The sequence below is a fragment of the Aeromicrobium sp. NPDC092404 genome (assembly GCF_040684095.1).
In the GTDB taxonomy this organism is placed as follows: Bacteria; Actinomycetota; Actinomycetes; order Propionibacteriales; family Nocardioidaceae; genus Aeromicrobium.
In genome coordinates this window covers 154,448-178,782 of record NZ_JBFBFI010000002.1, presented here as the reverse complement: position 1 = coordinate 178,782, position 24,335 = coordinate 154,448, and the positions used below count along the sequence as shown (strand labels likewise).

Sequence of the window (24,335 nt, the reverse complement as noted above, 5' to 3'; positions counted from 1 at the left end):
CGGTGGTGCGGCCTCACTTCACGCAGCCGCCGGAGCCGCTGACCACGGCACTGCCACGGTCCTCGAAGACCCTGGCGCCGATGGTCTCGCTGCCCTTGGCGAATCGCACGCTGTTGGTTCCGGGGTCGAGCTTGACCTGCCAGCCGTCGGCCTCGTACTGCTCGGCGACCTCGGTCTTGAGACGTCCCAGGGTGCCGGGCTCGACCTGGACGCGGACGGCGTAGTCGAGGGTCTTGCCGGACGCGTCGTCGCCGGGAACGCAGTCGGAGATGACGTCCTGCCTCACCTCGGGCGACGATCCCAGAAGTGCCGCCAGGGCGTCGATGTCTGCGCGCGCCTCAGCTGCTGCAGCCTCGATCGTCTTGTCCTTCATGTCGTCCTCCTGGGGTCCGCATCCCGTGGTGCTCATGAGTCCGGCAGCGATGGCGGCGGTGATGATGAGCTTCCTCATTCGATGTCGATCCGATCGCCTGGCGTCTTCCAACCGGTCTGCTCGGGAGTCCAGCCGGGATGAGGGTACAACGGCGGATCCTCGTACTCGGGCTCGCGATACGTCGTCACGGTGCCGCCGTTCAACACCTCGAGCATGTTGAAGTACGCATCCGACTGGCGCAGGAAGACGTCCGAGTGGGACTCGACCCCGATGTTGGGAGTGCCGTCAGCCTTGTTGCCCGTGTCGAGGCGGATGGTGCCCTCGAACTCGTCAGGATCAGCCCCGTGGCCGATGTTGTCGCCCACCTGGGTGCCTTGGATGTCGCCGATGATGTCGCCCGGCGCAGTCATCGAGTACCGATCGACCCCGTCCTGGGAGTCGGGCAGGTCGTCCGGTGACTGGATGTCGTGGCCCATGCCTGCGGACTCGACATGGAGCACGCGGTCGGCATCGAGCCCCGACAGCTCGGCCCGGCCCACGACGGCGCCGCCATAAGAGTGGCCGAGGTATGTCGTCTGCGCGTCGTTGGGGGCTGCGGCTGAGTGGTTGATCTCTTGGCGGACGTCGTGCGAGAAGTCGGCCAGCGACGGGCCGAGATCGTGTGCGTAGTTGGCGAAGGGGGCATCCTGCACGATGTCGTCAGGCAGGTCACCGCCCATCCACGAGATCATCGCGAGATCGCCGTCGGAGTCGGCCACGAACGCGTCGGACTTGTTGGCGACGCCCTGGAAGCTGGACATGTCGGTCGTGGTGCCTGGCACGCTGACGCCGACGTTCTGGGTGTCGGCACCGATGTCGCCGTGCAGCTCGGCGATCGCGCCGTCGCCCGAAGGGTCGAACAGGATGATCTGGCGGTCGTTGTCGAGGATCGACTCGTAGAGCGCGATGCGGTCCTCGGCGTCGCCGATGTCACCCTCGAGGTCGTCGTTGTTCAACCCGAAGAGGTCCCCGTCCTCCTGGTTGTGGTCGTGCCGGTCCTGCAGGTCGTCCAGGTTGGCCCGCTCGTCGTCCAGGGCGACGACGACACCGACGGCGTTCGCGTCGGCCCGGTACTCGAACGGGACGCCGGACAGGCCCCCGACGGTGCTGGGGAACAGGGTCGCCAGCAGGCTGGCGTCGGCGGGCGACAACCCTTCGAACAGCGCTCGGGCATCATCGCGCCGCTGCTCGTGCAGCTCGCCGGCGCCGCCGGGCGTGGTGAAGGCCGGCTGCACCAGCCCGGCCAGCAGGCCCTCGGGGCCGGTGGCGCCAGGCATGGGCGACTGCTCCATGAGGGTGCGCGCGACGTCGGGATGGTCGACGAGGTACTCGCGGAGCTGCGTGGCATCCATGCCGCGCACCTCCTCCGGGAGCGTCCCGCTGTCGACGAGCCGGTCCATGACGGCCTGCACGCCCTGCGACTGGGCGGCCGCGAACTGGTCGGCCTCGGCCGGGCTGTCGACCGACTGGAATGCGGCGATGAGGGTGTCCTCGGCGCGGGTGAGGGACGTCTGCCAGGACTCGACCCGTCCGACGTACGCATCGATGTCGCCCTGCAGTGTGTTCGCCTCACTGACGAGGGCGGCTTCCTCGTCCTCCTCGTAGGAAGCGGCCCGCCGCGCGAAGTCGTTCTGCCGGTCGGCGAGGGCAGCGCGCTCGTCGATCAGCGTCTCGCGCTGGGAGTCCAGACCGCTGATCGCTGCCTCGTAGCGCTCGCAGGCGGCGGCCACGTGCGCGACGACCGCGACCACCACGTCGAGCTCGGCCGCGAAGGACGTGCGAGCGTGGCTGGCAGCCTCGGCGGCATCGCCCGACCAGTCGGCGGGCGCACCGCTGTCGTGCGCCCAGTCGGCGACCGATGAGGTGGTGCTGCCGGCGCGGCGAAGGGCCGACGACACCGACGAGGCCTTGGGGTCGGCGTCGAGGGGCGGGACGGCCGGGGGCGGTGCCGGGATGACGACGGTGGCCATCAACGCTCCGGCCGCAGGTTGCGGTCGTCCCACGCCAACAGGTTGGCGAGCTCGGCCGACCGTGCCGCGTCGGTCGCGGCATAGGTGGCGGCAGCGTCCGTCAGCGCCGTCGCGTGCTCGGCGGCCTCGTCCACTCGCGCGGCCAGCCCGGTGATCCAGGCGTCCAGGAAGACTTCAGCGGCCGGAGCGACACGAGAACCCAGCTCGTCGACGGACGACGATCCGTCGTGAAGCGCCCGCCGCGCCTTGCGCAGCTCCTCCGCCTGGTCGTCCCACTCGGCGCCGGCCGTCCGCAGACTGTCGAGCCAGACTTCGAGCCCCCCGGTCATGGTGACAGGCTACCGCGATGTCGCCGTCACGAAAGCGGTCAGCCACCGCCGGGTTCCCATACGATGGTGCGGTGCCGACCGACCCGAAGCTGCCGTTCGACCCGATCGAGCGCGCCTCGGAGCTGTGGACCAAGCACATCGGCGACCCCACCTCGATGCGGCTGGCCACCTCGATCATGCGGGTGCAGCAGCTGATCATCGCGGAGCTCGACGCGGCCCTCAAGCCGTACGGCATCACGTTCGCCCGCTTCGAGGTCCTGGTGCTGCTGTCGTTCAGCTCGTCCGGGCGGTTGCCGCTGAGCAAGATCGGCGAGCGCCTCATGGTGCACCCGACGTCCGTGACGAACGCGATGGACCGGCTCGAGGCCCAGGGCCTGGTCAAGCGGGTCGCGGACGTCGAGGACCGCCGCCGGACGTTCGCGGAGCTCACCGCCGAGGGCGAGAGAGTCCTCGCCAAGGCGACCGAGCAGATCATGTCGATCGACTTCGCCATCAAGGGCCTCGACGCCGAGCAGCAGGACAGGACCTACGACCTCCTGCGCCACCTCAGGTCCTCTGCCGGCGACTTCGACTGAACCCAGGGCTGCGCTGACGTCAGCAGACCGCGTGGCTGTCCTCTAGGCTCCCCGCATGGGTTCACGCAGCGTTCTCGGGGGGATCGTGCGCAGGCTGTCCAGCACGAAGGGCTCGTCCGGCGGACCCCCGGCCCCCCGCACTGAGGGCCTCGCGCGGGCTGCCGGGCCCGGTGGGATCCCCGGACGCTGGATCCGGGTCGTGCCCAAGCCGGCCGACGTCGAGCCCACCGTGGACCGCGAGGTCTCGGACCCGACGGAGGCACTGGCCGTGCGCGCGGGCTGGCAGCTCGTCGATGCATACGAACGGCTGTCGGTGCTGGGCGCGCGGCAGGTGTTCGGGCGCGAGGTCGACGCGTGGCGGGCCTACACCGAGGAGACCATCGTCGACCTCAGGTCGCCCGACGGGCTGGGGCCGGCGCACCAGAGCCTCAACAACCGGCTGCGCTTCCGGCGCATGATGGACTTCGCCCGTCCCGGCGACCGGGTCTTCGACGTCGGCTTCGGCCGGGGGTTCCTCGGCGCGCAGCTGATCAAGGGCAGGGGCGTCGTGAGCTATCACGGCATCGACATCGTCGACACCTACATGGCTGACGCGCAGGCATTGTTCGCCACCAACGGCCTGGACGACGCGGCCATGACGCTCGAGAAGGGCGATCTCTACGACCTCACGCGGGAGAAGATCGAGGCCGCCGGTGCCGACCTGGTCATCTGCTGCGAGGTCCTCGAGCACGTGCCCGACGCCGAGCTGGCGCTGCGTACGCTCGCGGACGCGCTGCCCGACGGCGCGGACCTGATCTTCACGGTCCCCCTCATCGGCCGCCTGGAGGGGGTCTGGGGACACGTCTCGGTCTTCGGGGTCGCCCGGTTGAAGCAGATGCTCGACGCGGCCGGCCTCCACGCCCACCACGTCGAGCCGCTGTCGAACGTGTGGGCGTTGGTCGTCGCCAATCGCGATCCCGGGCTGTCGCAGCGGGTGCGTGACGCCACGCATCGTCCGCCCACCCGGGTCGAGGTGCCGCTGACCAGGAGCTTCGACTTCCTCGACGTGTCGTCTGCCGACTACGCCGTCTCGCCGGACGGTGTTGAGCCGGCCGGCCTCGACCTCGAGGACGGCGTGACGGTTGCGACCCGGTTCGCTGCCTCCGGCGGGGTGCGGTTCCCGGTGCCGGGCCTGGAATCCTTGCGCCTGGCCTTCGACTTCGCGGAGGTCGAGGGCCTCGAGAGCGTCACGGTCGTCGCCCGCTCCGGACCAACCGAGACCTGCCGGTGGGAGTGGGTGGTCGCCCAGCCACCCGAGGGCGAGGTCGCCGTCAAGGTACGACCCGGGGAGACGGACTCGCGGTTCGTCTCGTCGCGCCACGACAAGGTCGATCGGACGGATCACGTGGACGTCGCCTTCACCCTGCGCGATGGCGGATCGGTGGCCGTCAGGATCGCCGCCTCGGTCCTGCCCTGACTCTCAGCCGGCAGGTGCCGGGGTGATGGTCGCGCGCGCGTCCTGGGGAACGGTGCGCTGCTGCGGCTCGAGCGGCGGGGTCGGCGCCGGCGCAGGCTCGAGCTCCTCGACGTCGGTCTTCTTCGGGGCCAGGTTCATGACGTGGAACCACAGGTTGGCCGACGGCGGGAGGGTCACGTTGTTGGCGCACACCGGCCGGCCGTTGCGGTAGAGGTAGACGTTCGCGTAGCCGTTGCCACCCGAGGCGCCTGCCACGATCCCCAGCTTGGACAGCGTCTCGTCCTCGTCGACCTCGATGCTGACGATCTGCTCACCCGGTGCCGTGTCGAACAGCACGCGGAGATAGCAACCTCTGACGAGCTCGGTCGCAGTCAGCCCGACCGAGGCATGGGACGGGTTGGTGTGGAGGCTCACGACCTTGCCGAGCCGGACCACCCCGCCGCGGTGGATCAGCTGGTCCTGCACGTCGTGCGCGGGCGACACGATGACCTCGGAGACCGCCACCGTCGCCCCGACGACCGTGATCGCTCCCACCGCAGCACCGACCGCGAGCAGTGACCTCTTCATGGGATTCCTCGATGTGCCTGCCGGGAGTGGTGCTCGTGTGATGAGCCGCAGTCATCCGTGGCGAGGGGTGACGCGCGTGATGAGTCTAGGTGCGATCGGTGCCGCACGAGGGCCATTTGCCGCAAACAGCGAAGGCCCCCACGGTGCGTGGGGGCCTTCGTCAGGTCATGCGTCGTGCGGCGGCTCGGGACTCAGAAGTACGTGCCGCCGTCGTTGTCGCCCTGAACCGACAGCGTCGTCGGGACCAGGACGCGGTAGGTGCGCTTCGACGAGGTCGACCACGAGACGGAACCCTTGCCGTACTTGTTCAGCTTGATCGTCTTGTACGCCTTCCACGTGCCGCCAGACTTGTACTGGAGCCGCGCCGAGGTGATGCCACCGCCGAAGATTCCGACGCTGGGCTTGAACACCTTGATGCTCGCAGTGACCTTGTGGTAGCGGCCCGACCTGTAGTAGGTGGTCTCGCCGCGCGTGGCGTTGCGGACCCGGATGGTGTTGCTGTGCGTGGTGTCCTCGATGTAGTCGCCGGGGGTGTCGCTGTAGAAGATGGCCGAAGGCCCGAAGTCGTACAGGCCGGGACCCTTGATGGACGGGGCCCACACGCCGCCCAACGGTTCCTTGGTTGCAAACCCTGACTCGAGGTAGGGGTTGTAGTCGAGGAACTCGTGGCCGTTCATGAACATCGTCGTGAGGTTGTACTTCGCGGCGGGCTCATTGGCGATCACCACGGTGCCACGCAGGAAGTTGCCGTCGCCCTTGGAGTACAAGACCTGGTTACGAGCCAAGGCGAACGTCGTCAAGTCGGGATCGCCCGGAGCGAGCTCAACGGCCGATCGCTTGAGCGAGGCGCCGAGGTCCAGCTTGACCTTCGGAGCCTTCTTGACCGGGGGCACTTCCGGGACGGTGGTGAACGACTTGTCGATCTGGACGTCCTCGGCGGCGGACGCGGTGCCCGTGCCGAGGCTGAAGGCGAGCGCGGAGGCGGTCAGAACGGCGCCGGCGCGGGCCAGGGTGGATGTACGCAAGGAGGTCTCCCCGAGTGGTGGTGGGTGAAAGGTCGACTCAGTCTTCCACGGCTCGGGGCGTTACGGACACGATTTCTTCAATCGTTCAGCATTGCTGCGTTCAGCGTTCTTTCCGGGACGCCGAATCCCTCGATCAGGGTCAAGGTGTGGGGCCGCAGCTTCTCCAGCAGCTCGTTGACGAGCGAGGTGACGGTCTTGGCGCGGGTGTCCGCGAGGCGGTTGTGGCCCATGAACCAGGCCAGGTCCTCCTCGATCGACGTGAGGGCATAGAGGGAGCACACGTCACGCAACAGCTCCTGGGCCTCCGGGCTCTCGCAGCGGGCGATGCCGGCGGTGAAGGCCTCGAGCACGACCCGCTCGATGTGGACCCGGCCGGCCCGGATGACGTGGTCCTGTGCGGCGTTGAAGACCGCGAACGCCTCGGCCTTGTCGCCGTCGGTCGCCCGGCGGAGGCGGCGCGCTGCGGTCTCGAGCACGTGCTCCTCGCGGTCCTCGAACAGGCTGAGCTGCGTGCCGCGGTCGAGCAGGTCGTGGTCGTCGTCGCTGCGTCCGGGTCGGGCGTCGATGAGGCGCTGGATGAGCTGGGAGGCGGCAGTGCGCTCCTTGACGACGTCGGCGACGGTGCCGGCCGCGAAGCGTACGAGACCGACGGGGTCCAGCCCGCCCACCTCCTGCGCGTACGACGTGAGCAGCTCCTTGGCGACGAGCTGAAACAGGACGTGGTTGTCACCCTCGAACGTCGTGAAGACGTCGGTGTCGCCCTTGAGCGTCGTCAACCGGTTCTCCGCGAGGTAGCCGGCACCACCGCAAGCCTCGCGCGCCTCCTGGATCGCCTGGGTCGCGTGCCACGTCTGAGCTGCCTTGAGCCCGGCGGCTCGGGTCTCCAGCTCGCGCTGCTGGTGCGGCGGCGGGGGCTCGGCGGCGCTCTGCACCTTGTGCATGCGGGCGACGAGCTGGTTCTGCGCGAACCGGTAGGCGTACGACCGGGCGATCAGCGGCAGCAGGCGGCGCTGATGCATGCGGTAGTCCATGAGCAAGATCTCGTTGCCCGGCTCCGGACCGAACTGGCGACGCTTGAGGGCGTAGCGACCGGCGATGCTGAGGGCGACCTCGGTCGCCGCGCTGGCCGAGCCGCCGACGCTGACCCGGCCGCGGATCAGCGTGCCGAGCATCGTGAAGAACCGCGCATTGGTGCTCTCGATGGGCGAGGAGTAGGTGCCGCCCTCGTCGACCTGGCCGTACTTGTTGAGCAGGTTCACGCGGGGGATGCGCACGTGGTCGAACACGATGCGACCGTTGTCGACGGCACCGAGGCCGCCCTTGTGCTTGTCGTCCGAGGTCGTGATGCCGGGCAGGTCGTTGCCCTGGTCGTCGCGCAGCGGCACGACGAAGCAGTGCACGCCGTGGTTCTCACCCTTGGTGATGAGCTGGGCGAACACGGCAGCAACCTGGGCGTGCGCCGCGGCCCCGCCGATGTAGTCCTTGCGCGACGACGGCGTGGGGGAGTTGATGACGAACTCCTGCGTCGCCAGGTCGTACGTCGCGGTGGTCTCGAGGCTCTGCACGTCGCTGCCGTGACCGGTCTCGGTCATGGCGAAGCAGCCGAGGATGTCGAGGTTGATGAGGCCGGGGATGTACTTCTCGTGGTGCTTCTCGGTGCCGAGGTTCTCGATCGCGCCACCGAACAGGCCCCACTGCACGCCGGCCTTGACCATGAGTGACAGGTCGAACTGGGCGAGCATCTCGATGCCCGTGACCGACATGCCCGGGTCGCCGGTGCCGCCGCTCTCCACCCGGAACCCGGCTGCGGGGATGCCGGTTGGCACGAGCTGGTGCATCTGCTCGAGCACCCGGGCGCGAGCCTCGTCGAGGGTCAGGTCGTGGTCGTATGCGAGGTCGAGCTCGGCGAGGTCCTTGCGGGCCTGCTCCCTCACGTGGCGCCACTTTCCGTCGAGGGCGATGCGGACGTCGTCGCTGAGAGCCATGGTCCACAAGGTACTAGCGTCGGGCGCGGTCGGCACGGCATCCTGTTCGTCTCAGCATTCGAACAGGTGTTCGACAATGTCTGGGATCTTCGGTAGTGTGGTGGGTGTCGAGGGTGAAGTCTTCGCAGCAATCCCTCGACTGACTGGATCCGACTGAGACCGGCCCGTGGTGCATCGAGCTTGGGTGTGCCGCACCTGAGAGTGGCCAAGCGTGCGACCGCCGTTTCGATCTCGAGGTCTGTCGTGTCCGTTGCCCCGGTCTCTTCGCTCCGGCACCCGTTGGTGGGTGCTGTCGAGCAGATCGAGGCGGCGTTGGACCGTATGCCGTTGGGTGGCTGGGACGGTCTGGAGCCGGTGACGGTTCGTGGGCTGGTCGAGCGGTTGATGCGCGTCGAGGCCCGGGTCAAGGCCCAGCAGGTTGCTGCGGCACGGGCGCTGGACGCGTCCGGGTTGGCGAAGTCCGAGGGTGCGTCGTCGACCGGGGCGATGCTGGCCGGGTCGTTCGGCGGCGACCGCAGGGCCGGTGACCAGATGGTCCAGCTCGGCAAGGCGTTGCAGACAGCGACCGCGACCCAGGACGCCTTGGGCAAGGGACAGATCGGACCGGCCCAGGCGTCGATCATCGCCTCCGCGGTCGCGGACCTGCCGGGTGACACGACCCCGGAGCAGAAGCAGGCGTGCGAGGACACCCTGATCGGCGACGCCGGCCGGTTCACCTTGAAGGACCTGCGCAACCGGTCACGGCGGGTCACCGACCAGTTCAAGCCAGCACCTGAGGTCGACCAGATCGAGAACGCCGAGCTGGAGTCACGCGAGAAGGCTGCGTGGCGTCGGGCGGAGTTCTGGATGGTCGACAACCGTGACGGCACCCACCGTGGCGGGTTCGTCATCCCTGACGCGCAGGCTGACATGCTCCGCGCCGCGATCGAGGCGATCAGCGCACCACGCCGCGACCACCTGCACGACCACACCCCAGCCGCTGAGTCCTACTACGACCGCGACCTGGACCACCGCCACCGCGCCGGCATGGGACTCGCCGAGCTGTGCGGTCACCTGCCCGCCGACACCCTCCCCGGCAAGGGCGGTCTCGGCGCGACCCTCATCGTGCGTCTCGACCACGACACCCTCACCCGCGGCATCAAGCCCGCCACCTTGTCCACCGGAACCCGCCTCTCAGCCGGACAGACCCGCCAGCTCGCCTGCCGGCTCGGGATCATCCCCCAGGTCTTCGGCGGGAAGTCACTTCCCCTCGACCACGGGCACGAGCAACGGGTCTTCACCAAGACCCAACGTCAAGGGTTGGAGAACCGTGACGGCGGATGCACCTTCCCCGGCTGCGACCGACCACCCGAATGGACCGAAGCCCACCACTGGCGAACCCCCTGGGCCCACGGCGGAACCACCAAGCTCGACGACGGCGTCCTGCTCTGCCCCTTCCACCACCGCACCATCCACGACCAGCCATGGGCCATCCGCATGAATCCCGACGACGGCCCCCCCGAGTACCGCGCCCCCGGATCCGACACCTGGCAGCGGAATCACCGCTGGCGACCCTGAGTCACCCATGCGCGCAGGAACCGGGCCATGACACAGGGTCGCCCGGTCCTAGGCTGGTGCCATGTCCGGGCCCGTCACCGTCTCCATCACGCGACGAGTGGACCCGTCGCAGGAGGACCAGATGCTGGCGTGGCTGCGGGCCGGCACCGAGCTCGCGGAGCGGTTCGAGGGATTCCTGGGCTCGGGCTGGGTGCGCCCCGAGGAGTCGTCGGCGCAGTGGCACATGCTCTATCGGTTCTCGTCGCAGGAGTCGCTCGACGCGTGGGAGCTGTCGGCACAGCGTCGTTGGTGGCTCGACTCGGCGCAGGGCTTCGTCGACGAGGCGGCGCGCGAGCACCGCACCGGCATCGAGGGCTGGTTCGACGAGCCGTCGAGCGTCGACGTGCAGGACCTCCGGTCTGCGCCGCCCGCGCCGCCGCGGTGGAAGCAGATGTGCGCGATCTTCATCGTCTTCTTCCCCCTGAGCCTCGCCGCCAACTACGCCGCGACGGAGCTGGCGGCCGACTGGTGGCTGCCGCTGAGGGTGCTGGCCAGTGTGGCCGTGATGACGCCGCTCATGACCTACCTGGCGCTGCCCTGGATCACCAGGCTGCTGCACGGCTGGCTCACCAAGGCCCGCGCGTGACCGGCTCCCTGCTGGTCGCCGGCACCACCTCGGACGCCGGCAAGAGCATCGTCACGACGGGTCTGTGCCGGGCGTTCGCGCGACGCGGGATCAAGGTCGCGCCCTACAAGGCGCAGAACATGTCCAACAACTCGATGGTGTGCGGCGACGGCGCGGAGATCGGCCGGGCCCAGTGGATCCAGGCGCTCGCGGCCGGCGCCGTCCCTGAGGCAGCGATGAATCCGGTGCTCCTCAAGCCGGGCGGCGACCGCAAGAGCCACGTCGTGGTGATGGGCCGACCGGCCGGGGAGATCTCGTCCGCCGAGTTCATCGGCGGGCGGACGCATCTGGCAGCAGCGGCCCACGCGGCGTACGACGACCTGGCGGGTCGCTTCGACCTCGTGGTCAGCGAAGGCGCAGGCAGCCCGGCCGAGATCAACCTGCGGGCCGGCGACTACGTCAACATGGGCCTCGCCCGGCATGCCGGCATCCCGACGGTCGTCGTCGGCGACATCGACCGCGGCGGGGTGTTCGCGGCGATGTACGGCACCGTCGCGCTCCTCGGGCCCGACGACCAGCGGCTCGTCGCCGGGTTCGTGGTCAACAAGTTCCGAGGTGACGAGACGCTCCTGCGTCCCGGGCTCGACCGGCTCGAGTCGCTCACCGGCCGTCGTGTCTTCGGCGTCCTGCCATGGAGCCCCGATGTGTGGCTCGACTCCGAGGACGCCCTCGACCTCGAGGGGCGGCGGTCCGACGATCGCGACGCGACACTCCGGGTCGCGGTGGTCCGGATGCCGCGCATCAGCAACTTCACCGACGTCGACGCGCTGGGCCTGGAGCCCGGCGTCGACGTCGTGTTCGCCGGCAAGCCGCAGGACCTCAGTGGCGCCGATGTCATCGTGCTGCCCGGCACCCGCGCCACGATCTCCGATCTCGGCTGGCTGCGTTCCCGTGGCCTCGACCGGGCGATCCTGGCCCACGCGGCGGCAGGGCTGCCGGTCCTGGGCATCTGCGGTGGCTTCCAGATGCTCGGCCGCAGGATCGACGATCCCGACGGGGTCGAGGGCGAACCCGGTGCCTCGGTCGAGGGTCTGGGGCTGCTCGACGTCACGACGACCTTTCGCGCCGACAAGGTCCTGCGGCTGCCGTCCGGCACGGCGCTGGGCACCGAGGTCACGGGATACGAGATCCACCACGGACGCATCACGGCGGGAGCGGACGAGGCCTTCCTCGGCGGTGCGCGGTCGGCCCACGTGCTGGGCACGATGTGGCACGGCAGCCTCGAGTCCGACGCGTTCCGCGGTGCATTCCTGGCTGAGGCGGCAGCGCTGAGTGGTCAGGTCTACGAGCCATCGGACGTCAGCTTCGCTGCGAGCCGCGAACGGCGCCTCGACCTGCTGGGCGACCTCGTGGAGCGCCATCTCGACGTCGACGCCCTGCTCGCCATCGCCACCCAGGGCCCGCCCGTCGTGCCGGTCCTCCCGCCCGGGGCGACGGCGTGACGGTCCTGCTGCTGGGCGGCACGGCCGAGGCGCGCGAGCTGGCGGTGCTGCTCCAGGACGCGAACGTCCGGTTCGTGTCGTCGCTGGCCGGCCGGGTCGCCCGGCCGCGCCTGCCGGTCGGCGCCGTGCAGATCGGCGGGTTCGGAGGCGTGCCCGGCCTCCGGTCGTACCTCATGGAGATGCGGATCTCCGCCGTCGTCGACGCAACGCACCCGTTCGCCGAGGGAATGAGCGCGAATGCCCAGGCGGCGTGCCACGCCGATGGCGTGCCACTGCTCAGGCTGGAGCGTCCGGGCTGGTCCGACGCGCCCGGTGCCGATCGGTGGCACTGGGTCGACGACCACGACGAGGCCGCCGGCCTGACCGCGACGTTGGGCGATCGGCCGTTCCTCACGGTCGGTCGCCAGTCGCTGCACCGCTTCGTCGACGCGCTGGCCGGCAAGCCCGCGCTGGTCAGGGTCGTCGACGAGCCCGACTTCGCCCTGCCTGAGCCATGGACGCTGCTGCTCAGCCGCGGGCCCTACGAGCTCGAGGCGGAGCGGCAGGTCATGGCGGACGTCGACGTGCTGGTGACCAAGGACTCCGGTGGGTCCCACACCTGGTCCAAGATGCAGGTCGCCGACGAGCGTGGCCTCGAGGTCGTCATCGTCCGGCGCTCCGCGGTGCCGGCCGACGTCGAGATCGTCGGTGATCCGGCCGCCGCAGCCGCCTGGGTCACAGCCCTTCGGTGACGATCCTGGTCATCGGCGCTTGACGGCGATCCAGACGCTGACGGCCAGTGCGCCGAGGCTGACGGCGTCGGCCAGGCGCACGGCCCGATCGATGTCGTCCCGGACGGGCGCGGCTCCGATGCCCAGCTCGGGGCGGTGCTCGACCCGGTCGCCGTAGGTGTTGGTGCCGCCGAGCCGCACCCCGAGCGCCCCGGCGAACGCCGCCTCGACAGGTCCGGCGTTGGGACTGGGGTGGCGGTGGGCGTCGCGGGTCCAGGTCTGCAGCGCCGCGGTACGACTGCCGCCGACCAACGGTGCGAACGCCGCCGCGAGCAGCGCGGACAGGCGCGCCGGCACGAGGTTGAGCACGTCGTCGAGGCGGGCCGAGGCCCAGCCGAAGTTGCGGTAGCTGGCGCTGCGGTGGCCGACCATCGCGTCGAGGGTGTTGGCCGCGCGGTAGGCAGCGACGCCGGCGACCCCACCGAAGGCGCCGGCGAGCAGCGGGGCGACGACTGCGTCCGACGTGTTCTCGGCGACGGACTCGACGACGGCCCGCGTGACCTCGTCCTCGTCGAGCGTCGACGGATCGCGACCGACCAGGTGGGTCAGCTGCTCGCGCGCGGCCGGCAGGTTGTCGGCGTCGAGCCAGGCACGGACGTACGAGGCCTCCTGCGACAGCGAGCGACCACCCAGCGCGGCCCACGTGGTGGCGGCCGTGAGGAGCGTGCGCGCGACCGGCCTGCGGGCCGTGAGTCCCTCGGCGACGAGCCCGGCGGCGCCGACTCCGCTGACGAGCACCGAGGTGTAGGCGAGGCCCATCGTGCGGTCGTCGCGGTGGACCTGGCGCTCGACGTCGCGGGCCATGATGCCGAAGCCCGCGACGGGATGGAACCGGGCCGGATCGCCGAACAGTCGGTCAGCGGCGAATCCCAGGGCAAGTCCCACGGCTCGTGCGCGCATTCGGGCTCCTCAGGGAACGTTCGTGGTCGGTAGGGTGAGGTCGAGACTAGCGAGGTGTGATGAAGGTCCTGATCACTGGCGGGGTGCGGTCCGGCAAGTCGTTCCATGCCGAGTCGCTGCTGCTGGCCGAACAGACGGTGACCTACGTCGCCCCTGGGCCACCGGCGGACCCCGACACCGACCCGGAGTGGGCGGCTCGGATCGCGCGGCACCAGAGCCGCCGACCGACCCACTGGAGCACCGTCGAGACGACCGATCTCGGCGCCGCGGTCCGCTCGGCCGACGGCGCGGTGCTGATCGACTGCCTCGGCACCTGGGTCACCGCGATGATCGACGAGCTGGACGGCTGGGACGCCGTGCTCGAGGACTGGGAGCCGCTGCTCCACCAGCGGCTCGACGAGGCCCTGAGCGCGATCGCCGAGCACAACGGAACCGTCGTGGCGGTGACGAACGAGGTCGGCATGAGCGTCGTCCCGGAGCACCGGTCCGGCCGGGTGTTCCGCGACCTGCTCGGCACCGTCAACCAGCGGGTCGCCGAGGAGTGCGACGAGGTCATGCTCGTCGTCGCGGGCCGCGTCCTGCGGCTCTGACCGTCACAGGTCCTTGGCGAAGCAGAGCGAGATGTCGCTGTCGACGTAGTGGCCGAAGCCGGGGATGCGCTCGTATCCGGCCGACTCGTACAGCCCGATCGCCTCGGGCTGCGCGTCACCGGTCTCGAGCAGCAGCCTGCTCCAGCCCAGCGACCGCGCGTGCTCCTCGAGCCCGGTCAGGACGATGCGTGACAGGCCGCGACCGCGATGCTGGACCGGGACGAACATGCGCTTGATCTCGCCGCTGGTGGCGTCGATCGCCCGGAGGCCGCCGCACGCGACGGCTTCGTCGCCGTCGCGGAGCACGAAGAACGCTGCGATGTCGTCGGCCGTGGGCGCCGGGCCCGGCTCGCTGTCGGGCGTGCCGTAGCGGGCCTCGATGTCGATCCGCTGGGCGGCCCGCAGCGCCTCGGCGTCGGGGTCGGACCAGTCGCAGGGCATGAGCTTCACCCGCGCAGTCTCTCAAGCCCTGATGTCGGACCGGTTTCAGGAAGCGCACACCAGCATGGTGGCCAGCGTGACCTCGATCGCGGCCCCGAAGACGTCGCCGGTCACCCCGCCGAAGCGGGCGACGCAGCGGCGGGTGAGCGCGGCGCCGACCAGCAGCCCGGCTGCAGCGACGACGAGTCCACGCCACCACGGCCACCCGGCCCAGTCGAGCACGCCGGCACACAGCAGCGTGACGACGAGCCAGGTCACGACCGTCCACGTACGCCCGACCGTGCCGGCGTAGGTCACGGCCAGTCCGTCAGGACGTGCGGCCGGGATCCCGCGGGCGCAGCACACCGAGAGGATGGCCCGCGAGCAGCAGACGAGGATGCCCGCGACGACCGGGCCGCGAGGCGAGGCCAGGACGGCGGACAGCGCCGCGGCCTGGATCCCGAGGACCACGACGAGGGCTGTCGCGCCGGCGGGGCCGGCCGTGCCGCCCTTCATCACGTCGAGCGAGCGGTCGCGGTCGTAGGACGCCGTGAGCCCGTCAGCGACGTCCGACAGCCCGTCGAGGTGCAGCGCCCGACTGCCCAGCGCGAGCGCACCCACGGCGACGAGAGCGACCGCGAGCGGGGCGAGCTCGAGCTCGCGACCGGTCCAGCCGATCAGCCCCACCAGGACGCCGAGCGGCACCACCGCAAGGGGCGCGAGCAACATCGCCCGTCCCGCGACCTTCCGGTCGACGACGGCTGGGTGGCGCCACCTCAGCGCGGTGAGCGTGCCGACGGCGAGTCGCCAGGAGCTCGTCACATCAGGTCGGCGAGCAGCGCCACGTCGGAGAGCAGCAGTGCTGCCGAGCGTACGAGCGGCACGGCGGCGACGGCGCCGCTGCCCTCGCCCAGCCGCATGCCGACGTCGAGGATCGGCTCGAGGCCGAGCTTGTCGAGCGCCAGCGACTGGGCAGGCTCGGTCGAGCGGTGGCCCGCCGCGAACCACGCGGCCGCGCCCGGCGCGAGTCGGTCGGCCATGACGGCCGAGGCCACCGAGATGATTCCGTCGAGGAGCACCGGCACGCCGGCGCGCGCCGCCGCGGCCATGAAGCCGGCCGCTGCTGCCAGGTCGGCACTGCCCAGCGCGGTGAGCGTCTCGACCGGATCGGCCGTACGCTCGCCGGCTCGGTCGAGGGCCTGCTGGACGACGTTCATCTTGTGTACGAGGCCGGGCTCGTCGATGCCGGTGCCGCGGCCGGTGACCTCGGTGGCCGGCAGGCCCAGCGAGGCGGCGACGAGGGCCGCAGCCGGGGTAGTGTTGCCGATGCCCATGTCGCCGCTGATCAACAGCTGGGCGCCCGCCGCGATCTCCTCGGCCGCGACCGTCTCACCCGCGGCGATGGCCTGCAGGGTCTCGTCGGTCGTCAGGGCGTCCTCGAGATGGATCGCACCGCTGCCGCGGCGCACCTTGAACGCGGTGACCTCGGGTGCCACGCCCTCGAGGTCGTCGTCGACGCCGAGATCGAGCACGCGCACGGACACGCCGTGCTGGGCCGCTAGCACGGATACGCCCGCCTTGCCCATGAGGAACGTCCGGACCATGGCCGGCGTGATCGTCTTGGGGAACGCGGAGACCCCGTGGTCGGAGACGCCGTGGTCGCCGGCGAAGATCACGGCACGCACGCGCTCGACCGGCGCCGGCGGGACGACGCCCTGCGTCGCGGCGACCCACACGCCGAGGTCACCCAGCCGGCCCAGGGCGCCGGGTGGCGTGGCCAGACCGGAGAGCCGCTCGGCGGCCGCCGCCCGGACGTCCGGCGACGGCGCAGCGACCGGCTCGTACGCCTTCACGCGTTGCCCGCTCACAGGCTGGCCGCCAGGTCGCGGCGGGCCTGGGTCGCGGACTCCTCGGCGTACAGCTTGCCGATCAGTCCGGTGAGCACGATGCCGATGACGCCCCACAGCGTCGCGAGGGTCATGAGCGAGCCGCGGCGGAAGTACCAGAGCGTGTCGGCGGGGAAGTCGCCGATCTCGTTGACGGTCGGCATCAACGCGGCCGCGAGGACCGCGACCGCGAGGTAGGCCCCAGCGCTCACGAGCACGGCGGTGTAGGTGCCGACGCGTTCGAGGATCGCCCGGAACAGCAGGACCGCGGCGATCATCGCGACGACCGAGATCGCGAGCATCACGAAGTACTGCGTCGTGCGGGCACCGATCGTGTCGGCGTCGCCCACGGCCGGCGGGGTGGCGGGGTACTTGATGAACGGCACCAGTGCCACCGAGACGAACCCGAGGGCGGCGACGAGCGCGGTCGACTGGCTCGGCCGCAGGCGACCGATGCGACCGAGGGCGAAGGCGGCGGCCAGGGCCGTGATGCCGCCGAGGGCGATGCCGGTCGACACGGTGGCGGTCAGCAACCCCCACGTCGACTGGTTCTCGCGGGACACCTCGGTGCCGCCGTCCTCGCCGTGCGAGTGCGTCGCGGCTGCGTCGTCGTGCGAGTGTTCGTTGCCGTCGCCGTGGGAGTGCGCCGTCGTGCCGGCATCCTCGCCCTTGGCCTCGACCGCGATGGCCGCGTCGACCGAGGGCTCACCGGCAAGGTAGGCGACGGCGAACGTCAGGAGGCCGGCGATCAGACCGGCGAGGAGTCCTCGGACGAGGAAGTTGCGGGGGGTCATGTCAGTCCGTTCAGGTACGCCGAAGAGGCCGGACCGCACTGGCGGGTCCGGCTGGTTCGGTCAGGTCAGTGGCAGGGGAACCCGAGCAGGTGGCGTCCATCGTGGACCCACTCGTGGATGGCCGTGCCGGCCGGGATCGAGACCGCGCCCTGGTCGGCGCTGATGAAGAACAGGACGAACGTCCCGAGGAGGCCGAAGAACAGCGCCCAGGGGGCGAGCTCGCGCAGGGGGATCGACGGGATCTCGATCTCGGGTGTGGCGGTGGTGGCCTGTGACATGAATTCTCCTGACGGGATGATTGCGTCCCTGGATGGATGAACGTCCGAGGCCTTGGGTCTGGCTCCACCCGCAGGGGTGTCACAGTAGCGCGACTGCGCCGGAGTTCCACCGGCTTCCTTGGCCTCGGTGAAGTCATCCTAGGGCATCGCCACGGCGACCTGTCGAGTGTCGGGATCGACTTCGGTGACGGACCCGTTGGTCGGCAGCGACGGCAGTCGGCCGGTGAGGAGCTCGACGGCGTACCCGATGGTGTCGCCGTGGCTCACCGCCACCGTGAGGGCGCCGTCGTCGACCGCGAGGAGGCTCCGGATGCGGGACTGGACATCCGCCTTGGCCTCGTCGAGCCCCTTCTCCAGGAGCAGCGGCTCCTCGACCACGACCAGTCCGAGACGCGCAGCGATGATGTCGGCGGTCTGCCGGGCCCGGACGGCCGGAGAGCTCAGCAGTCGTACGACACCCCGGTCGGCGAGCAGCTCGGCCGTCAGCGCCGCCTGCTCGCGACCCAGGTCGGTCAGGGGCGGGCTGAGCTCGTGGCCCTGCATGCGCTCGATGGCGTTCCACGTCGACTGCCCGTGGCGCACCCAGAGGATCACGCCGGTGAGCCGTTCAGGCCCGGGATGTCGGCGACGTCCCCGATGACGGCGACCGCAGGAGCGCCGAGGCCGGCCGCTGCCTCGCCGATCGTCGCCAGCGTCGCGCGCACGACTTGCTGGCTCGGCATCGCACCGTCGGCGATCACAGCGGCAGGCGTCCGAGCCGGGAGCCCGCCGTCGGCCAGGGCCTCGCAGATCGCGCTCAGGGTGCGCACGCCCATCAGCACCACGATCGTCGTGCCCGCGGTCGCCAGGGCGGGGTAGTCGATCGTCGACTCGGGATGTCCGGGCGGCACGTGCCCCGAGATCACCGTGAACCCTTGCGTCAGGCCGCGGTGCGTGACGGGGATGCCGGCCAGCGCCGGCGCCGCGATGGCTGAGGTGACGCCCGGGACGACGCGCGTCTCGATGCCGGCGTGCAGGCAGGCCAGGAGCTCCTCGCTGCCGCGGCCGAAGACGAAGTTGTCGCCGCCCTTGAACCGGACGACGTTCTGGCCGGACTTCGCGTGCTCGACCAGCAGCTGGTTGATGTCGTCCTGGCTCGTCGACCGGCCACCGGGGATCTTGGCGACGTCGATGATCTCGGCGTCGGCGCGGGCCCAGGCGAGGGCGGCGAGCGGCGCTAGGCGGTCGGTGATGATGACGTCGGCGGACTCGATCGCCTCGCGACCGGCGACCGTGACGAGGCCGGGATCACCGGGGCCGCCACCGACGAGGGTCACGATGCCGGTGTCGAGGATGCGGTCGGGCCCGTGTTCATCGGCATGACCCGTGAGGACGACGCCGGCGGCGTGGACGTCGCTCATGGCAGCCTCGCGCCGGTGCCAGGTGATGAGTCCGCGGTCGGCGAGGTCCTCGATCGAGGCGGTCGCCTCCGGCGAGACGACCGTGACGTCGGCGCCGGCCGCGAGCAGCGCCGCGACCTGGCCGGCCGCGCGCGCGTCGCCGCCGATCACGAGGGCGGGAGTGCCCGGTGTCAGGTCCATGGCCCCTCGATCCGCAGCGTGGCGAGGAGCTTGCGGGTGGTGTCGGGCCGGCGCACGGCGATGCGTACCCAGGTGTCGTCGAGGCCCGGGAAGGTGTCGGCGCGGCGCACTGCATAGCCGGCGCTCCGCAGGCGGTCATGGGCGGTGCTGCCGACCTTGGCCAGGACGTAGGGCGCGGCGGCCGGGACGTGGTGGATGCCGAGCTCGGTCAGGCCGTCGGTCAGCACGCGGCGGTGCTGGCCGATGCGAGTCGTACGCTTCGCGGCCTCGGCGAGCGCCTCGGGCGTCGCGGTCGCGGTCATCGCGGCGATGGCTGCCGAGGAGACCGACCACGGCGCCTGGTGCCTCCTGAGCTCGTCGAGCAGCTGCGGCGAACCGAGGACGTAGCCCGCGCGGACGCCGGGGATCGACCACAGCTTGGTGAGGCTGCGGACGACCAGGAGACCCGGGTCGGTGATCGCGGCCAGGGAGTGCCGCTCGTCGGGCACCGAGTCCATGAACGCCTCGTCGACCACGACGACGCGGCCGGGCCGCACCAGCCGCCGCAGGGACTGCTCGGGGTGCAGGACGCTCGTGGGGTTCGTCGGGTTGCCGATCATGACGAGGTCGGCGTCGTCGGGCACCGTCGCGGGGTCGAGGACGAACCCGTCGGCGGCAGCCGTGACGACGTGCTCGGGGTGGTGCCCCGCGGCGGCGAGGGCGACGTCCGGCTCGGTGAACTGCGGGTGCACGACGACGGGACGGCGCCACGGCCGGGCGCGGGCGATGAGCCCGAACGCCTCCGCAGCACCAGCGGTCGGCAGCACCTCGTCGGTGCGACGACCGTGGCGCTGGGCGATGGCGTGCTGCGCCGGCGCGGCGTCGGGATAGGCGCCGACGTCGTCGAGGCTCTCGCGGAGGGCTGCCTCGAGCCACTCCGGGCGTACGTCGTCGTGGATGTTGACCGCGAAGTCGATGAGGCCGGGAGCGAGCTCCTGGTCACCGTGGAACGTCCAGCCCTCCGGCCCGGCGGACTTCGTCCGGCCCGCGCTTCGCGCGGACGTCTGGCTTCGCTCCGCCCGGCCCTTCATCTCGACCTGCGAGGTGGTCGGCCTGGGCGTGTACGCGTGCACGGCGTCGGCGAAGCGCTGGGCCATGGCGGGGTGACCGGCCCAGTGGGTGTGGAGGTAGGAGGCGTGCAGCGTCGCCGAGCCGAAGCCGTGCGGCGCGCCGTCGACGAGCCAGGCGGCGTCGGACGTGACCGGCTCGACCAGCCCCGTCCGGTGGAACTCATGACCGGTCACCCGCGTGCCCGCGGCGCCGGTCAGCTGGTCCGCCGGGACGATCGCGGTGCGGTAGGACAGCGTGAGCCGGGGCGTCATGACGGCCTCGGCGTCGACCGCACCGACCATCGGAAGGCCGTCGACCGAGCGGCAGAGATAGAGCAGCCCGGCGCACTCGGCGTACGTCGGCATGCCCGCATCGACCGCCGCACGGAGCGACCCGCGCAGCGGAGCGTTGGCCGACAGGCCGGCCGCGTGCACCTCGGGGAAGCCACCGCCGAGGTAGAGCCCTGCTGTGCCTTCGGGCAGCGCGGAGTCGGCGAGCGGGTCGAACGTCACGACGTCGCAGCCGGCCGCCCGCAGCAGCTCCTCGGTCTCGGCGTAGCGGAACGTGAACGCCCGGCCACCCGCCATGGCGACGACGGGTCGTGGCACGTCCGTGGGGGCGGCGACCTCGTGCGCTGCGGCCCAAGGCTCGGCGTCGAGGTCCGGTGCCGAGTGGGCGAGGGCCAGCAGCTGGTCGAGGTCGATCTTCTCGGCGATCTGTGCGGCGAGCCGGTCGAGCGCGTGGGCGGCGTCGTCCCGTTCTGCCGCCGGGACGAGCCCGAGATGGCGCGAGGGCGCGACGATCCCGTCGTCGCGCTGCAGGACGCCGAGCACCGGCAGCCCGGTCGACTCGAGGGCGCTGACGACCTCGCCGGCATGGCGCGGTGATCCCGCCTTGTTGAGGATGACGCCGACCACGCGTACCGACGGGTCGAACGCCACCATGCCCTGCACCAGCGCGGCGATCGAGCGCGACGCGTGCGAGATGTCGACGACGAGGACGACCGGCGTACGCGTGACCGTGGCGACGTGGGCGGTCGAGGCGAAGCCCTCGCCACCGATCTGTCCGTCGTACAGGCCCATGACGCCCTCGATGATCGCGAGGTCGGCACCGGCGGCGCCGTGCAGGAGCAGCGGCACGAGGCGCTGCTCGCCGACGAGGTGCGGGTCGAGGTTGCGGCCGGGCTTGCCGGTCGCGAGCGCGTGGTAGCCGGGGTCGATGTAGTCGGGGCCGACCTTGTGCCCCGACACGTCGTGCCCCGCGCGGGACAGCGCGGCCATGAGACCGGTGGCGACCGTCGTCTTGCCGTGGCCCGATGCGGGAGCGGCGATGACGAGGCGAGGCAGGCTCACCATTCGATGCCTCGCTGCCCCTTCTGGCCGTTGTCGAACGGGTGCTTGACGTGCTTCATCTCGGTCACCAGGTCGGCGATCTCGACGAGGCGGGGATCGGCGCCCCGGCCGGTGATGACGACGTACTGCCGGCCGGGCCGGTTGGCGAGCGTCTCGACGACGTCGTCGACGTCGACCCAGCCCCACTTCATGGGATAGGTGAACTCGTCGAGCACGTAGAGGTCGTGCGTCTCGGCCGCGATGCGGCGCTTGACCTCGGCCCAGCCCTCGGCGGCGTCGGCGGCGTGGTCCTCGTCGGAGCCCTCCTTGCGCGACCAGGACCAGCCGGAGCCCATCTTGTGCCACTCGACGGGACCGCCCTCGCCGGTCTCGTCGTGCAGGGCACCGAGGCGCTCGAGCACCGTCTGCTCGCCGATGCGCCACTTGGCGGACTTGACGAACTGGAAGACGCCGACGTTCCAGCCCTGGTTCCACGACCGGATCGCGAGTCCGAACGCGGCGGTCGACTTGCCCTTGCCGTCACCGGTGTGGACCATCAGCAGCGGCCGGTTGCGGCGCTGCCTGGTCGTGAGGCCGTCATCGGGGACGGCGGTCGGCTGACCCTTGGGCATCAGGCGGCTCCCGTCTCGTGGAGGCCGGAGCGGACGACGTCGGTGAGGGCCGAGGCGCTGACCTCGCCGAGGGGGACGTACTCGGCCATGAGGTGGTCGGCGAGCTGGTGCGCCAGTCCCATGCGGAACTTCCCGGTCTCGCAGTCGATGACCAGGCTCGCCAGGCCGCTCGCGCCGAGGTGCCGGGCGACCTGGTGCGCGCGAGGCAGGGCATTGTCGCCGTACGTCGCCCGGCCGTCGGTGATGACGACGAGCAGGGGACGCCGACGGGGATCGCGTACGCGCTCGAGCCGCAGCACGTCGGCGGTCTTGAGCAGCGCCTCGGCCAACGGGGTGCGCCCGCCGGCGGGCAGCTCGGCCAGCCGGCTGGCGGCGATGTCGATCGAGCCGGTCGGCGGCAGGGCGAGCTCGGCGCCGTCGGCGCGGAACGTGATGAGGCCGACCTTGTCGCGCCGCTGGTAGGCGTCCACCAGCAGCGACAGGATCGCGGTCTTGACCTGCTCCATCCGCTTGCGGGCCGCCATCGAGCCCGAGGCGTCGACGCAGAACAGGATCAGGTTGGACTCGTGCCCCTCCTTGACCGCGAGGCGCAGGTCGTCGGCGCGGAACCGCAGGCTGTCGACGCGGCCGCGGGCGTGCTGGTGCGGTGCCGCCGCGCGGATCGTCTCCATGAGGTGGATCGACCCGCCCTGGCCCGTACGCCGCTGGGCGCCGATGCGCCGCCCGGTCTCGGTGATCGCACGCGAGCGCTTGCCGGACTCGCCGGCGCCGGTGCCGCCGACGGTGAACAGCTTGGGGCGATAGGGCTGCTGTGGAGCGGCGACGGTGACCTCGGACGTCCCGCCCGGCTGCTGCTCGGCCTGCTGCTGAGGCTCCTGCTGAGGTTCCCGCTGGGAGTGACGTTCGGGTCGCGGCTCGCCGTCGGAAGCGGACGAAACGTCACTCTCATCGTTGCCTGCGTCGGCGGGGGAGTCGGGCTCGGAGGTCTGGGACTCCTCCGTCGTCTGGCTCTCGTCGGTGCCGTCGCCCTCGGGCTCCGGCTCCGGCTCGTCGTCGCCGAGGATCTGGTCGAGCAGGTCCTCGTCGATGCCGGGCGCGTCGAAGGGGTTGCGCCGGCGACGATGCGGCAGGGCCAGCCGGGCCGCTGCGCGGATGTCCTCGCGCAGCACGCTCGTGCGTCCGTTCCACGCGGCGTGGGCGGCGGCGGCGCGGGCCGTGACGATGTCGGCGCGCATGCCGTCGACCTCGAACGCGGCGCACACCTCGGCGATCTTGAGCAGCGCCCAGTCGCTGAGGTCGACCTGGTCGACGAGCTTCTGCGCCGACTGGATGCGATCGGTCAGCGTGGCCTCGTCCTCGGCGAACCGGGCGGCAAAGGCGTCGGGATCCGTCTCGTACGCCAACCGGCGGCGTACGACCTCGACGCGCGTGGCCGGGTCGCGCGGAGCGGCGACCTCGACCGTGAGGCCGAAGCGGTCGAGCAGCTGCGGACGGAGCTCGCCCTCCTCGGGGTTCATCGTGCCGACGAGGACGAAGCGGGCGGCGTGCTCAACGGAGACGCCGTCGCGCTCGACCGTCGACCGGCCCATCGCGGCGGCGTCGAGCAGCAGGTCGACGAGGTGGTCGTGCAGGAGGTTGACCTCGTCGACGTAGAGGATGCCGCGGTGGGCGCGGGCGAGGAGCCCGGGCTCGTACTCGGTGACGCCGTCCGACAGGGCCTTCTCGAGGTGCAGCGAGCCGAGCACCCGGTCCTCCGTGGCGCCGACCGGCAGCTCGACGAGGCGTACGGGACGGGTCTCGACGTCGGCGTCGGGGGCGAAGGGGCCGTCGGGGGACAGCGGGCGGGACTCGAGCGGATCGGTCGAGAACCGGTCGCCGGCGATGACGTCGATCGGCGGCAGGACCGAGGCGAGGGCGCGGACCATCGTGGACTTGGCTGTGCCCTTCTCGCCGCGCACGAGCACGCCGCCGATCGCCGGGGAGATCGTCGAGAGGGTCAGGGCGAGCGCCATGTCGTCGGATCCGACCACGGCGCTGAAGGGGTAGTGCTGTGGCATATGGGGCTCCCGCTCGATCTGCCATC

General features: G+C 71.1%; 24 protein-coding genes and 1 riboswitch. Of the genes, 7 read left to right on the top strand and 17 right to left on the bottom strand.

What is annotated here, in order from left to right; all coding sequences use genetic code 11:
* Nucleotides 1-13: 13 nt before the first annotated feature.
* The 3 genes from AB0N22_RS11260 to AB0N22_RS11250 are packed head-to-tail and all read right to left on the bottom strand — an operon-like array spanning nt 14 to nt 2,711.
* Nucleotides 14-451 carry a hypothetical protein gene (locus AB0N22_RS11260; protein ID WP_364639769.1) on the bottom strand — a complete coding sequence of 146 codons (438 nt, stop codon included), beginning with the start codon at nt 449-451 and terminating at the stop codon, nt 14-16.
* Nucleotides 448-2,382: an alpha/beta hydrolase gene (locus AB0N22_RS11255; RefSeq protein WP_364639766.1), complete on the bottom strand. Its 1,935-nt coding sequence runs from the start codon at nt 2,380-2,382 to the stop codon at nt 448-450. The genes AB0N22_RS11260 and AB0N22_RS11255 overlap by 4 nt, the downstream gene beginning before the upstream one ends.
* Complete coding sequence (locus tag AB0N22_RS11250) at nt 2,382-2,711, bottom strand: type VII secretion target (protein WP_364639763.1); 330 nt, start codon at nt 2,709-2,711, stop codon at nt 2,382-2,384. Before AB0N22_RS11250 ends, AB0N22_RS11255 begins: the two co-directional genes overlap by 1 nt.
* 71 nt (nt 2,712-2,782) lie before the next feature.
* Here AB0N22_RS11250 and AB0N22_RS11245 point away from each other — a divergent pair, with 71 nt between their 5' ends.
* Together AB0N22_RS11245 and AB0N22_RS11240 are read left to right on the top strand one after the other, a co-directional pair.
* Nucleotides 2,783-3,286, top strand: a complete 504-nt coding sequence (locus AB0N22_RS11245) for a MarR family transcriptional regulator (protein WP_364639760.1) — start codon at nt 2,783-2,785, stop codon at nt 3,284-3,286.
* 55 nt (nt 3,287-3,341) lie between these two features.
* Nucleotides 3,342-4,742 carry a class I SAM-dependent methyltransferase gene (locus AB0N22_RS11240; RefSeq protein WP_364639757.1) on the top strand — a complete coding sequence of 467 codons (1,401 nt, stop codon included), beginning with the start codon at nt 3,342-3,344 and terminating at the stop codon, nt 4,740-4,742.
* 3 nt (nt 4,743-4,745) lie between these two features.
* Here AB0N22_RS11240 and AB0N22_RS11235 read toward each other — a convergent pair whose 3' ends face one another.
* From AB0N22_RS11235 to AB0N22_RS11225, 3 genes are all read right to left on the bottom strand, one after another.
* Nucleotides 4,746-5,309 (bottom strand): hypothetical protein, encoded by a 564-nt coding sequence (locus AB0N22_RS11235; RefSeq protein WP_364639754.1) that lies wholly within the window; start codon nt 5,307-5,309, stop codon nt 4,746-4,748.
* Between the two features lie 191 nt (nt 5,310-5,500).
* Complete coding sequence (locus tag AB0N22_RS11230) at nt 5,501-6,334, bottom strand: hypothetical protein (protein ID WP_364639751.1); 834 nt, start codon at nt 6,332-6,334, stop codon at nt 5,501-5,503.
* 77 nt (nt 6,335-6,411) lie between these two features.
* Nucleotides 6,412-8,319: an acyl-CoA dehydrogenase gene (locus AB0N22_RS11225; RefSeq protein ID WP_364639749.1), complete on the bottom strand. Its 1,908-nt coding sequence runs from the start codon at nt 8,317-8,319 to the stop codon at nt 6,412-6,414.
* A gap of 243 nt (nt 8,320-8,562) precedes the next feature.
* On the opposite strand from AB0N22_RS11225, the gene AB0N22_RS11220 reads away from it, so the two are divergent.
* The 4 genes from AB0N22_RS11220 to AB0N22_RS11205 all read left to right on the top strand — a co-directional run bounded on the left by AB0N22_RS11220 (nt 8,563) and on the right by AB0N22_RS11205 (nt 12,713).
* On the top strand, nt 8,563-9,876 hold the full coding sequence (locus tag AB0N22_RS11220; RefSeq protein ID WP_364639746.1) for a DUF222 domain-containing protein: 1,314 nt from the start codon (nt 8,563-8,565) through the stop codon (nt 9,874-9,876).
* 61 nt (nt 9,877-9,937) lie between these two features.
* Entirely contained in the window at nt 9,938-10,501 is a 564-nt protein-coding gene (locus AB0N22_RS11215) for an antibiotic biosynthesis monooxygenase (RefSeq protein ID WP_364639743.1), read from the top strand.
* Nucleotides 10,498-11,982, top strand: coding sequence for a cobyric acid synthase (locus AB0N22_RS11210; protein ID WP_364639740.1), 1,485 nt, complete (start codon nt 10,498-10,500; stop codon nt 11,980-11,982). The genes AB0N22_RS11215 and AB0N22_RS11210 overlap by 4 nt, the downstream gene beginning before the upstream one ends.
* Entirely contained in the window at nt 11,979-12,713 is a 735-nt protein-coding gene (locus AB0N22_RS11205) for a cobalt-precorrin-6A reductase (RefSeq protein WP_364639737.1), read from the top strand. The genes AB0N22_RS11210 and AB0N22_RS11205 overlap by 4 nt, the downstream gene beginning before the upstream one ends.
* Before the next feature lie 9 nt (nt 12,714-12,722).
* Here AB0N22_RS11205 and AB0N22_RS11200 read toward each other — a convergent pair whose 3' ends face one another.
* Nucleotides 12,723-13,652, bottom strand: a complete 930-nt coding sequence (locus AB0N22_RS11200; RefSeq protein WP_364639734.1) for a cobalamin biosynthesis protein — start codon at nt 13,650-13,652, stop codon at nt 12,723-12,725.
* A gap of 59 nt (nt 13,653-13,711) precedes the next feature.
* Here AB0N22_RS11200 and cobU point away from each other — a divergent pair, with 59 nt between their 5' ends.
* Nucleotides 13,712-14,242 (top strand): bifunctional adenosylcobinamide kinase/adenosylcobinamide-phosphate guanylyltransferase, encoded by a 531-nt coding sequence (gene cobU / locus AB0N22_RS11195; protein ID WP_364639731.1) that lies wholly within the window; start codon nt 13,712-13,714, stop codon nt 14,240-14,242.
* A gap of 3 nt (nt 14,243-14,245) precedes the next feature.
* Here cobU and AB0N22_RS11190 read toward each other — a convergent pair whose 3' ends face one another.
* The 10 genes from AB0N22_RS11190 to AB0N22_RS11145 form a co-directional block, all read right to left on the bottom strand.
* A complete protein-coding gene (locus tag AB0N22_RS11190; protein WP_364642734.1) occupies nt 14,246-14,683 on the bottom strand; it encodes a GNAT family N-acetyltransferase in 438 nt (145 codons plus the stop codon).
* Nucleotides 14,684-14,728: 45 nt separating this feature from the next.
* Entirely contained in the window at nt 14,729-15,484 is a 756-nt protein-coding gene (locus tag AB0N22_RS11185) for an adenosylcobinamide-GDP ribazoletransferase (protein WP_364639728.1), read from the bottom strand.
* Entirely contained in the window at nt 15,481-16,515 is a 1,035-nt protein-coding gene (cobT, locus tag AB0N22_RS11180; protein WP_364639726.1) for a nicotinate-nucleotide--dimethylbenzimidazole phosphoribosyltransferase, read from the bottom strand. Before cobT ends, AB0N22_RS11185 begins: the two co-directional genes overlap by 4 nt.
* An 11-nt stretch (nt 16,516-16,526) precedes the next feature.
* A complete protein-coding gene (locus AB0N22_RS11175; protein ID WP_364639723.1) occupies nt 16,527-17,342 on the bottom strand; it encodes a CbtA family protein in 816 nt (271 codons plus the stop codon).
* A gap of 65 nt (nt 17,343-17,407) precedes the next feature.
* Nucleotides 17,408-17,620, bottom strand: a complete 213-nt coding sequence (locus tag AB0N22_RS11170) for a CbtB domain-containing protein (RefSeq protein ID WP_364639720.1) — start codon at nt 17,618-17,620, stop codon at nt 17,408-17,410.
* Between the two features lie 44 nt (nt 17,621-17,664).
* Nucleotides 17,665-17,748: riboswitch (adenosylcobalamin (AdoCbl) riboswitch) on the bottom strand.
* A gap of 10 nt (nt 17,749-17,758) precedes the next feature.
* Entirely contained in the window at nt 17,759-18,214 is a 456-nt protein-coding gene (locus tag AB0N22_RS11165) for a phosphoglycerate mutase family protein (RefSeq protein WP_364639717.1), read from the bottom strand.
* Nucleotides 18,211-19,200: a uroporphyrinogen-III C-methyltransferase gene (gene cobA / locus AB0N22_RS11160; protein WP_364639714.1), complete on the bottom strand. Its 990-nt coding sequence runs from the start codon at nt 19,198-19,200 to the stop codon at nt 18,211-18,213. The genes AB0N22_RS11165 and cobA overlap by 4 nt, the downstream gene beginning before the upstream one ends.
* On the bottom strand, nt 19,191-21,644 hold the full coding sequence (locus tag AB0N22_RS11155; protein ID WP_364639711.1) for a cobyrinate a,c-diamide synthase: 2,454 nt from the start codon (nt 21,642-21,644) through the stop codon (nt 19,191-19,193). Before AB0N22_RS11155 ends, cobA begins: the two co-directional genes overlap by 10 nt.
* The gene (cobO, locus tag AB0N22_RS11150; protein ID WP_364639709.1) at nt 21,638-22,252 is read right to left on the bottom strand and encodes a cob(I)yrinic acid a,c-diamide adenosyltransferase; all 615 of its coding nucleotides are present in this window, start codon (nt 22,250-22,252) and stop codon (nt 21,638-21,640) included. Before cobO ends, AB0N22_RS11155 begins: the two co-directional genes overlap by 7 nt.
* Entirely contained in the window at nt 22,252-24,309 is a 2,058-nt protein-coding gene (locus tag AB0N22_RS11145) for a magnesium chelatase subunit D family protein (protein WP_364639706.1), read from the bottom strand. Before AB0N22_RS11145 ends, cobO begins: the two co-directional genes overlap by 1 nt.
* Nucleotides 24,310-24,335: the final 26 nt, after the last annotated feature.

What these genes read in the sequence shown, in the direction of transcription:
- AB0N22_RS11225 (WP_364639749.1), bottom strand. Translation starts at nt 8,319, where the DNA reads ATGGCTCTCAGCGACGACGTCCGCATCGCCCTCGACGGAAAGTGGCGC.
- cobO (WP_364639709.1), bottom strand. Translation starts at nt 22,252, where the DNA reads ATGCCCAAGGGTCAGCCGACCGCCGTCCCCGATGACGGCCTCACGACC.
- AB0N22_RS11200 (WP_364639734.1), bottom strand. Translation starts at nt 13,652, where the DNA reads ATGCGCGCACGAGCCGTGGGACTTGCCCTGGGATTCGCCGCTGACCGA.
- AB0N22_RS11145 (WP_364639706.1), bottom strand. Translation starts at nt 24,309, where the DNA reads ATGCCACAGCACTACCCCTTCAGCGCCGTGGTCGGATCCGACGACATG.
- AB0N22_RS11240 (WP_364639757.1), top strand. Translation starts at nt 3,342, where the DNA reads ATGGGTTCACGCAGCGTTCTCGGGGGGATCGTGCGCAGGCTGTCCAGC.
- cobA (WP_364639714.1), bottom strand. Translation starts at nt 19,200, where the DNA reads ATGGACCTGACACCGGGCACTCCCGCCCTCGTGATCGGCGGCGACGCG.
- AB0N22_RS11235 (WP_364639754.1), bottom strand. Translation starts at nt 5,309, where the DNA reads ATGAAGAGGTCACTGCTCGCGGTCGGTGCTGCGGTGGGAGCGATCACG.
- cobU (WP_364639731.1), top strand. Translation starts at nt 13,712, where the DNA reads ATGAAGGTCCTGATCACTGGCGGGGTGCGGTCCGGCAAGTCGTTCCAT.
- AB0N22_RS11250 (WP_364639763.1), bottom strand. Translation starts at nt 2,711, where the DNA reads ATGACCGGGGGGCTCGAAGTCTGGCTCGACAGTCTGCGGACGGCCGGC.
- AB0N22_RS11170 (WP_364639720.1), bottom strand. Translation starts at nt 17,620, where the DNA reads ATGTCACAGGCCACCACCGCCACACCCGAGATCGAGATCCCGTCGATC.
- AB0N22_RS11190 (WP_364642734.1), bottom strand. Translation starts at nt 14,683, where the DNA reads ATGCCCTGCGACTGGTCCGACCCCGACGCCGAGGCGCTGCGGGCCGCC.
- AB0N22_RS11255 (WP_364639766.1), bottom strand. Translation starts at nt 2,382, where the DNA reads ATGGCCACCGTCGTCATCCCGGCACCGCCCCCGGCCGTCCCGCCCCTC.
- AB0N22_RS11215 (WP_364639743.1), top strand. Translation starts at nt 9,938, where the DNA reads ATGTCCGGGCCCGTCACCGTCTCCATCACGCGACGAGTGGACCCGTCG.
- AB0N22_RS11260 (WP_364639769.1), bottom strand. Translation starts at nt 451, where the DNA reads ATGAGGAAGCTCATCATCACCGCCGCCATCGCTGCCGGACTCATGAGC.
- AB0N22_RS11175 (WP_364639723.1), bottom strand. Translation starts at nt 17,342, where the DNA reads ATGACCCCCCGCAACTTCCTCGTCCGAGGACTCCTCGCCGGTCTGATC.
- AB0N22_RS11155 (WP_364639711.1), bottom strand. Translation starts at nt 21,644, where the DNA reads ATGGTGAGCCTGCCTCGCCTCGTCATCGCCGCTCCCGCATCGGGCCAC.